Raw genomic sequence first — 8,640 nt, 5'->3', positions numbered from 1 at the left:
GGCGTGATGGCAAAGTTGGCTCCGGTATAACTGATTGTATAGTTGCTATTGGCAAGCGTGCCCTGGTTGATGGCGTAAGACGTTCCTACGTTCTCGCCCGGCGCTCTTGACAAGGAGCCACTGAACGATATCGATTGACCGTTAGCCAATGTACTTCCTGCAGCTGGTGCCGAAACAAAGCTGAATGCCGGGTCAACGGATCCGTAAACCTTCGACTGGCTGGCATCCGCTGTTACCGTTACGGCAAGCGGCGTGATGGCAAAATTCGCACCTGTATAATTGATCGTATAGTTGCTATTAACAAGCGTTCCCTGGTTGATGGCGTAAGAGGATCCTACGTTCTCGCCTGGTGTTCTTGACAAGGCGCCACTGAAAGCCACCGATTGACCGTTAGCCAATGGACTGCCAATAGCCGGAGTGGAAGTATAAGTGAAGGCCGGGTCAACTGATCCGTAAACCTTCGACGGGCTTCCGTCCGTAGTTATCGTTACGGCTAGCGGGGTAATGGCAAAGTTCGAACTTGTATAGTTAATTGTATAGTTGCTGTTAGCCAGCGTGCCCTGGTTGATGGAGTAAGATGATCCTACGTTCTCGCCTGGTGTTCTTGACAATGCACCACTGAAGGTTACTGACTGACCGTTGGCTAGCAGAGTTCCTGCTGCCGGTGCCGATGTATAAGTTAAGGCCGGGTCCACTGATCCGTAAACCTTCGCCTGATTAGCGTCCGCTGTTACCGTTACGTCAAGTGGCGTGATGGCAAAGTCTGCACCCGTGTAGGTAATCGTATAGTTACTGTTAGCAAGAGAGCCCTGGCTGATGGCATAAGTTGACCCTACGTTCTCGCCTGCTTCTCTTGACAACGAACCGCTAAACATTACCGACTGACCGTTGGCTAAAAGGCTTCCTGTTACAGGAATAGAGGTATAGGTATAAACTGCCGGGTCGGCTGAGCCGTATACCTTCGATTGACCTGCTTCAGCCGTTACCGTTACGGCAAGCGGGGTGATAATTAACGTTTGCTGTACTGGTGTTGCAGCATTAAAATCAGTATTACCTACCTGATTGGCAGTAATCGTTACTGTTCCAGCCCCTACAACATGTACTTCGTTAGCTACAATCGTTGCTATCGAATTATCACTACTTGAATAAGTAATTGGTATAGTATTATTTGAGCTTACAGCTAAAGGAGTATAATCGGCATCACCATAAACCTTTGTATCCGAAGTAGCAAAAGAGATAGCTTGATTCCCTTTATTTACGGTAATTGAATATGAATTTATTCCAAAGTATGGCCCTGTTCCCACAGACGCATCCGTAGCTGTTACTGTAAAATTAAATGTACCGCTAGCCGTTGGAATACCTGAGAAACTTCCGCTATAAGGATTAAAAATCAAACCAGCAGGTAAAGCTCCAGAAGTAATTTCGTAACTATAAGGAGCTGTTCCTCCTGATGCCGCAATTGTTTCACTATACAAAGCCCTTACTTCAGCATTCAGCAATGTGGATGGGGAGATTGCTATAGTCGGAGCATTGACTGTTAAAGTATAGGCCCTGGAACCTAAATAAGGAGCTCCTGTTCCCGTAGTAGCATCTGTAGCTGTTACGGTAAAATTGAAAGTACCACCGGCCGTCGCAATACCTGTCAAACTTCCGGTACTTGTATTCAACGTCAAACCTGCAGGTAAAGCTCCCGCTGTAATTGCATAAGTATAAGGAGCGGTTCCTTCCGAGGCCGTAACCGTTTCGCTATACACTGTACCTACGGTGCATGCTGATAAGCTGGTTGGAGAAAATGATATAGTTGGAGGGTTGACCGTTAGTGAATAGGCTCTAGAGCCGTAAAAAGGCGCTGCTGGACCTGTAGTTGCATCAGTAGCTGCAACAGTGAAATTAAAGTTACCCACCGCTGTAGGCGTACCTGACAAAGCCCCGGTACTTGTATTCAAAGTTAAACCTGTAGGTAAAGCTCCTACCGAAATTGCATAAGCATAAGGAGCAGTTCCTCCCGATGCCGTAACCGCTTCGTTATATGCAGTACCCGCGGTACATGCTGACAATGTGTTTGGAGAAACACTTATGGCTGGCGCATTGATTTGTATTCCAACAGGCATTGTATTAGAAAAAGGAGCCCCTGTACCTGTAGTTGCATCCGTAACTTTTACTGTAAAGGAATAGTAACCAAAGGCTGTAGGCGTACCAGATAGGGTGCCGTCAGAAGACATACTTAAACCTGGAGGCAATGCTCCTGCTGTAATTGAATATGAATAAGGAGTCGTTCCTCCGGATGCAGAAAATGCTTTGTTATACGATAAACCTGCTTGCCCCGATGTTATGTTGATTGTTGATAAGTTTAGAAGTGGTGGGGTAATCGATAAACTATAAGCTGTAGAACCGGAAAAAGGTCCTCCCCTTCCTGCCGTACTTGCATCAGTGGCCGTTATAGTAAAGTTAAAACTACCTACTTCTGTCGGAGTTCCTATTAAATCCCCCCCAGAAGACAATGTCAAACCTTGAGGTAATGTCCCTGCTGAAATTGCATAAGAATAAGGTAAGGTTGTGCCAAATCCCATTGTCGAAATAGTGGAGGAATATGGGTTACCTGCAAAAGAAGATGACAAGATGGGACCGGGAGTTATAGTTGGCGGATTGATCGTTAGTGCATACGTACTCGAACCCGAATAAGGTGCTCCAGTTCCAGTAGATGCATCCGTAGCACTTATTGTAAAGTTAAAGTTACCAGCAGTTGTAGGATTACCTGACAAATTCCCATTATTTATATCCAGTGATAAACCGGGAGGTAAGGCTCCTGATGTAACTGCATAACTATAAGGAGTTGTTCCTCCTGATGCCGTAATATTCCTGCTATAAAAGTAAGGTATTTCACCTGCTGACAATGTGGATGAAGCTGGAGAAACAACTATGGTAGGTGCATTAATTGTTAAAGTATAGGCATTCGAACCCGAATAAGGTGCTCCTGGCCCTGTAGATGCATCTGTAGCGCTTACTGTAAAGTTAAAGCTACCGCCAGCAGTAGGAGTACCCGATAATGTCCCGGTACTTGTATTTAAAGTTAAACCTGCGGGCAAAGCTCCAGCTGTAATCGCATAAGAATAAGGAGTTGTTCCTCCTGATGCCGTAATTGACTGGCTATATGATGAACCTACAGTTCCTCCTGATAACGAAGCCGGAGACACTGCTATAGTTGCAGTTACAGTTAATGTTGCTGAATTGGAGGTCGCAACCGGAGAACAACTACCGGAAACAACACAACGATATGAATACCCATTCAAAGTGCCTGAAGCTCCCGTAATGTTTAATGTTGCAGTTGAGGAACCTGAATAAGGAGCTCCATCGCTTACGTTTGAAAAGCCCGAGCCTTGATCCACCTGCCATTGGTAACCGGTAGGTCCGGTAGCTGACACTGAGAATGAAGTATTATCTCCTACATTAACCGTTTGATTAGCTGGAGAAGAAACAATTGCCGGTGCAGAACCAATAGTTAAAGTAGCAGAATTCGAAGTAGCCGAAGAACATGCACCTGAAACAATGCATCTATAAATGGCCCCATCCAAAAAAGTGGACGGTTGAATTGTTAGCGTTGGGGTAGAAACTCCTGTATAAGCCCCTCCGCTGATTACACTTACAAACCCTGAGCCCATATTCACTTGCCATTGATATCCGGTTGCATTTGTTGCTGTCACCGAAAAGGTAGTACTTCCTCCCAAACAAGCAGAGCTATTTGAAGGCTGAGCTGTGATTGCCGGAGCAGAGTTGATAGTAAGAGCTGCAGTATTTGAAGTAGCATTGGGAGTACAAGCTCCTCTAGCCACTACTCTGTAAACGTAGCCGCTTAACCCTGCAGTAGCGCCAGTAATTGTAAGTGTAGCTGTTGTTGCCCCTGAATAAGGGGCCGCGTTTGAAATATTTGAGAATCCGGCCCCTTGATCTACTTGCCACTGGTAACCGGTAGCATTTGAAGCGGTTGCCGTGAAAGTAGTATTATCTCCTGCACAGATTGCTCTTGCTGAGGGTTGTGCCGTGATTGCCGGAGCAGAATTTATTGTTAAAGCTGCACCGTTAGAAGTAGCATCGGGAAAGCATGCTCCCGTAGCTATTACTCTATAAACATAGCCGTTTAATCCTGCAGTAGCGCCAGTAATTGTAAGGGTAGCCGTAGTAGCGCCAGAATAAACACCTCCGTTCGAAATGTAAGAGTACCCGGCTCCCTGATCTACCTGCCACTGATATCCGGTCGCATTTGAAGCGGTTGCTGTGAAAGTAGTATTACCTCCGGCACATATTGAGCTAGTTGAAGGCTGAGCAGTAATTGCCGGAGCTGGGTTTACAGTAAGTGTTACAGCATTAGAAGTAGCATCAGGAGAGGCAGAACCGGTGGCAATACATTTGTATTGATAACCGTTCATTGCACTTGTAGCTCCTGTGATTGTAAGGGTTGTAGTAGTTATCCCTGAATAAGGGGCAGTATTGCTCAAGTCGCTAAAAGAGCCTCCTGCATTAGTACTAACCTGCCATTTATAACTTGTTGCATTTGATGCTGATATTGAAAAAGTAGTATTAGCTCCTGCACAGATAGCACTGTTTGATGGTTGCCCTGTAATTGCTGGTGGGCTACCCACGCTAATAGTACTTGGTATTGTAGTAAAGTCTACCGTTCCACTAGGAACTTTAGTCCAATTGGCAGGGTTAGCCACTAATGCTTTATATGCGGCCCAAGAACTTTGTCCGGATGTTGGACCTGTATACATTCCTCCTACTACATTGGGTCCCAAAAAAACCTGACTGGTGCCGCTTAGGTTACCGGGTAGATAAGAAGTAGAGGCATTAATGGTACCTGTTGATGCCCAGCCCGTTGCCGCGCCAGTTGAACCAGAAAAACCCAGGCCGGCTATTATAGAGCCGGTAAAAGTAGCAGTTGGAGAATTTGTACTACTTCCACCAACACCTTGGAAAGCAAAGACTTGGTCACCGCTAGTATTTGTGAGAGCTATACCAACAGTCGGTGTTCCGTTCGATGAATTAGTTACAGATGTAATTGCACCAATATTAGTAAATGTTGTGGTAGCCGCTGCATTTATAGAAATGGTAATTTTTGTTCCGGCAGGAATTATAGCTCCTGTGTTGTTGGTCCAAACTACATATTGCTCCTGTTCTCTGTAATTGCCAGCGGCAGTACTCGTTGTCGTGCTGTTAAAACCATTATCCGTAAACCTAATTTCAGTATTAGGAGCAAGATTAACCCAGGTAATAAATGCAAACCCATCTGGGGCATTGGCATTAAATCCGACAAAAGACAGGTCCCCTTGAGCAAGGGTGGTTTGAGCCTTTAAACTGTTGGACAAAAGAGACAGGATCGTAATCAGTAAGAGAAGCGATGTTTTCCTCAGATTTAAATTGAATTTTTCCTTTAAGCAGAGTTTCTTCATTATTAATTGATGTTTGCTATTGGATAGGTATAAGTTGATTGTTTTGAATATTAAATGCACAAATAAGTATTGGTCCATTTGGAGAAAACTCCTTCAGGCTTTTCTTTTATGTATTGTTCAAATTTCTCTGAAATATCAGGTACTGTATCGACACGTTGTAGTTTACATTTACCAGATTGGTCAGGTATAACTTCAGTAATGTACATTGGAGCTAACAGGTGATGAGTAGCGCTATGCATTTGAACTGAACCTCTTGGGCTCTCAAATGTGATAGTCTCCAGGTCGTGAGTTGCATCAGCTATTCTACCATCGTATTTACTTAAAATAGCACTAAACAGGAGAAGGAATTGACCGGTTTCCCAGCCAAACATTGAGAAAATAGTGCTCTGGTCTCCTAAGGTTGTTCTAAATAACTGATTAGATTCATTGTCAAGATCCTGAAACCAGGTTACATGACCCTTAATACCATTGAAAGGATAATCAATCGTATTAAGCCAGGTTTCTTCGAGCATAAATGGAGAAGCGTAAAGCTTTAGTTTTGTGTGTAAACCACTACCGATGAACTCTTTTAAGAAATAGTCGCCCGATTCTGCTGAGAGTTGCGCTAAAATAGAGTCAGGTTGTTTTTGTTCCATTACATCATATAAGGGAGAGATTTTAAAATCCTCTCTGACATAGGGAACTACCAAATTAGATTGAATCTCTCCTCCGCCGGCCTCAATCCCTTTCTGATAAGCAAAGCATTGCAAATACCCGCCATCATAAAAAGAAGTAGCGAAAACTGGGCGAACGGCCCCCTCTGTCCCAGCAAGCTCACCTGTAAGCCTGCTACCAAAAGCAGCCTGAAGAGATAATGTATAACAATATGGAGAGGTTTGCCAGTCGGTGGGAATGTGTCCACCCGGATCCATTACAATTAGAAGCTTATTAAGCTTAGAAAATAATGGAACAAGTTTATAAGCCTCACTTTGATCTATAAATGCTATGACAAATGAAACATCTTCATCCAAAAGAAGCTTTTCTACTTTGTTATAAATAGTAGCTTCTACTTCTCCAAATCCTATATTTTCAGAAAACACCTTAACAGGAACCCCGGATTTTTTTAAATAGGCTTTAAAACCCGACATTAAGTCGATTGATAAAGTTGGATACAATGAAGAGCGAGGGAGTAGCACCCCTACTCTGATTTCTGTCATAGTTATTTTTGATATGATAAACTCAAAATAAGTAAGCGGACAAAGTTGTTGTCCGCTTACTTTATATGTTGCTCATTCCCTTAATTTCTTGAAGGGAAGATACCAGACATAACAATAATATAATTTACCGCAAGATATGGCTGCATTATAGAAACAGGATAGTTATTCCCCACTACTCCTGTAGCAAGATTTGTATTAAGATTTGCAGCTACGGCATTTGTCGTTCCGCTATAAATAGAAGTTGCCGGAGTTCCAAGGTATGCACCTATTGGACTGTCAACATCGGCATTACTGTCATTTACCGGCAATTGTACAGAACCAGTAATAGGGTGGTTGTGTGCCGGCAAATTGTTAAGCATAAGTGTTACTGTCTCTGCACCACTTACCTGACCAATTCCGTAGTTCGATAAACCAGGTCCTTGACCAACACCGATTGGGGCACGTCCTCTTAAGTCTGGAAGAGCAAATGTTGTTTGTCCGTTACCTCCATAAGTAGTGCCCAATATTGCGAAAAGTGCTTGGTTTTGAGCAATAGAAAGTAATTGTCCCTGACATAATGCATATCCGCGGGGAGCAAAGTTTCCTGCAAAAATTTTAATGACCCCCATTAATTCTTCATCCATAGTATATAGTAGTGCTTATTTAAAATGAGTTTGAATAGTGTAAAAGCTATTTTGCGATTAAAGAGTAACCTCCTGATTTGCAGCGCAATTATAAAACTTATTTTTGAGTAGGGCAAAATTTCCACAAACAAAAAAATATTTCCCCAAAATTATATGTTTAAACAATTGAATAACAATCAATTAGATGAATCAATCCTTACTCGAAGAACAATTCCACAATCGCGATTGTTAATTAACTCATTGAAAATAAAATTTCTTTATAGTTTTATGCTCTGAAAATCAATATCTAAAAGTTTAACATGACTAATAATCGTAGAACATTTCTTAGAACGGGTTCAGCTTTAGCGGGAATTTTTTTACTCAACAAGCCAATAAAAGCTTTAGGAGCTTCGGCCCAAAAAGTAATGACCTTGGAAAACCTGCATAATTCATTGGTCATTTATCATACAAACGATTTACATGGAACCATTGGCGATGACCTTTTGAATAATGAAGGGGTAAGATTCATTTCAAAAAGTTATAAGAACAATGATACACTCGGATTTTTACTGGATGCAGGTGATTTTTTAAATGGCCTGGGCGAAACTGCATATGATAAGAAAGTAATCCAACTGATGAATCAAACCGGCTACCATGCTGCAACTCTGGGAAATAAAGAAATGGCAAATGGGGAAGATCATTTAGCTGCTTTAACCCAGTACGTTAACTTTAATTTGATAAACTGCAACTATACATTTACCAATCCTGTACTTCAAACTAAGGTTTTACCTTATGCCATTTTTAAATCGGGCCAACTAAGAATTGGCATTACCGGAGTGGGACCAAAAGTTCAAAACATAACAGGATTTAAAAACCCATACAAGTCAGCTACTGAAATTGCCAATAAGTTGAAGCTAGAAAAAAATTGTGATGTGGTGATTTGTCTTTCGCACTTAGGAACTGATTCAAAACATTTCAATAATAAAGACCTGGCTCTTGAATCTGAAAACATCGATATCATTATTGGTGGGCATGGTGAAAACAAACAATTGAATGCGCTGGTATTGAGAAATAAACTTAAACAAGAAGTTATTATAAGACAAGGTGCTGAAAACGGCTCAATGCTTGGAAAAATGACCTTCGACCATAATGATCAAAAAGAGTTCAGAGCTATGGAGTTTCGCAAGTTCAGGCCCCAAAATCATCAAGTGAGCCCAATAGAAATAGTTACTTAGCACTAATACCTTTGTTGGGTCTATTCAATGATAATTCAACTGACCCGTCCTGAAATAACTATACAGATTAGTGAATAAATCCTGGATTAACTATACACTGGATGTTGTTAATCCTAATTAACCTATACAGGCAGTTTTTCGAAGTTACTATTTTTAGTGTTAG

The 8,640-nt window shown here is 42.2% G+C and carries 4 protein-coding genes; 1 reads left to right on the top strand and 3 read right to left on the bottom strand.

Annotated elements, in window-relative coordinates:
• The 3 genes from C3K47_RS19215 to C3K47_RS19205 all read right to left on the bottom strand — a co-directional run.
• The coding region (locus C3K47_RS19215; protein ID WP_207765334.1) for a putative Ig domain-containing protein at window positions 1-5,444 on the bottom strand (5,444 nt) is incomplete at its 3' end.
• 50 nt (window positions 5,445-5,494) lie between these two features.
• Window positions 5,495-6,640: an ABC transporter substrate-binding protein gene (locus C3K47_RS19210; RefSeq protein WP_103790790.1), complete on the bottom strand. Its 1,146-nt coding sequence runs from the start codon at window positions 6,638-6,640 to the stop codon at window positions 5,495-5,497.
• Between the two features lie 80 nt (window positions 6,641-6,720).
• Window positions 6,721-7,263: a phage tail protein gene (locus C3K47_RS19205; protein WP_103790789.1), complete on the bottom strand. Its 543-nt coding sequence runs from the start codon at window positions 7,261-7,263 to the stop codon at window positions 6,721-6,723.
• 299 nt (window positions 7,264-7,562) lie between these two features.
• Here C3K47_RS19205 and C3K47_RS19200 point away from each other — a divergent pair, with 299 nt between their 5' ends.
• Window positions 7,563-8,477 (top strand): metallophosphoesterase, encoded by a 915-nt coding sequence (locus C3K47_RS19200; RefSeq protein ID WP_103790788.1) that lies wholly within the window; start codon window positions 7,563-7,565, stop codon window positions 8,475-8,477.
• Window positions 8,478-8,640 lie beyond the last annotated feature (163 nt).

The sequence above is a fragment of the Solitalea longa genome (assembly GCF_002920915.1).
Classification (GTDB): domain Bacteria; phylum Bacteroidota; class Bacteroidia; order Sphingobacteriales; family Sphingobacteriaceae; genus Solitalea; species Solitalea longa.
This window is presented reverse-complemented; position numbering and strand designations above follow the sequence as displayed.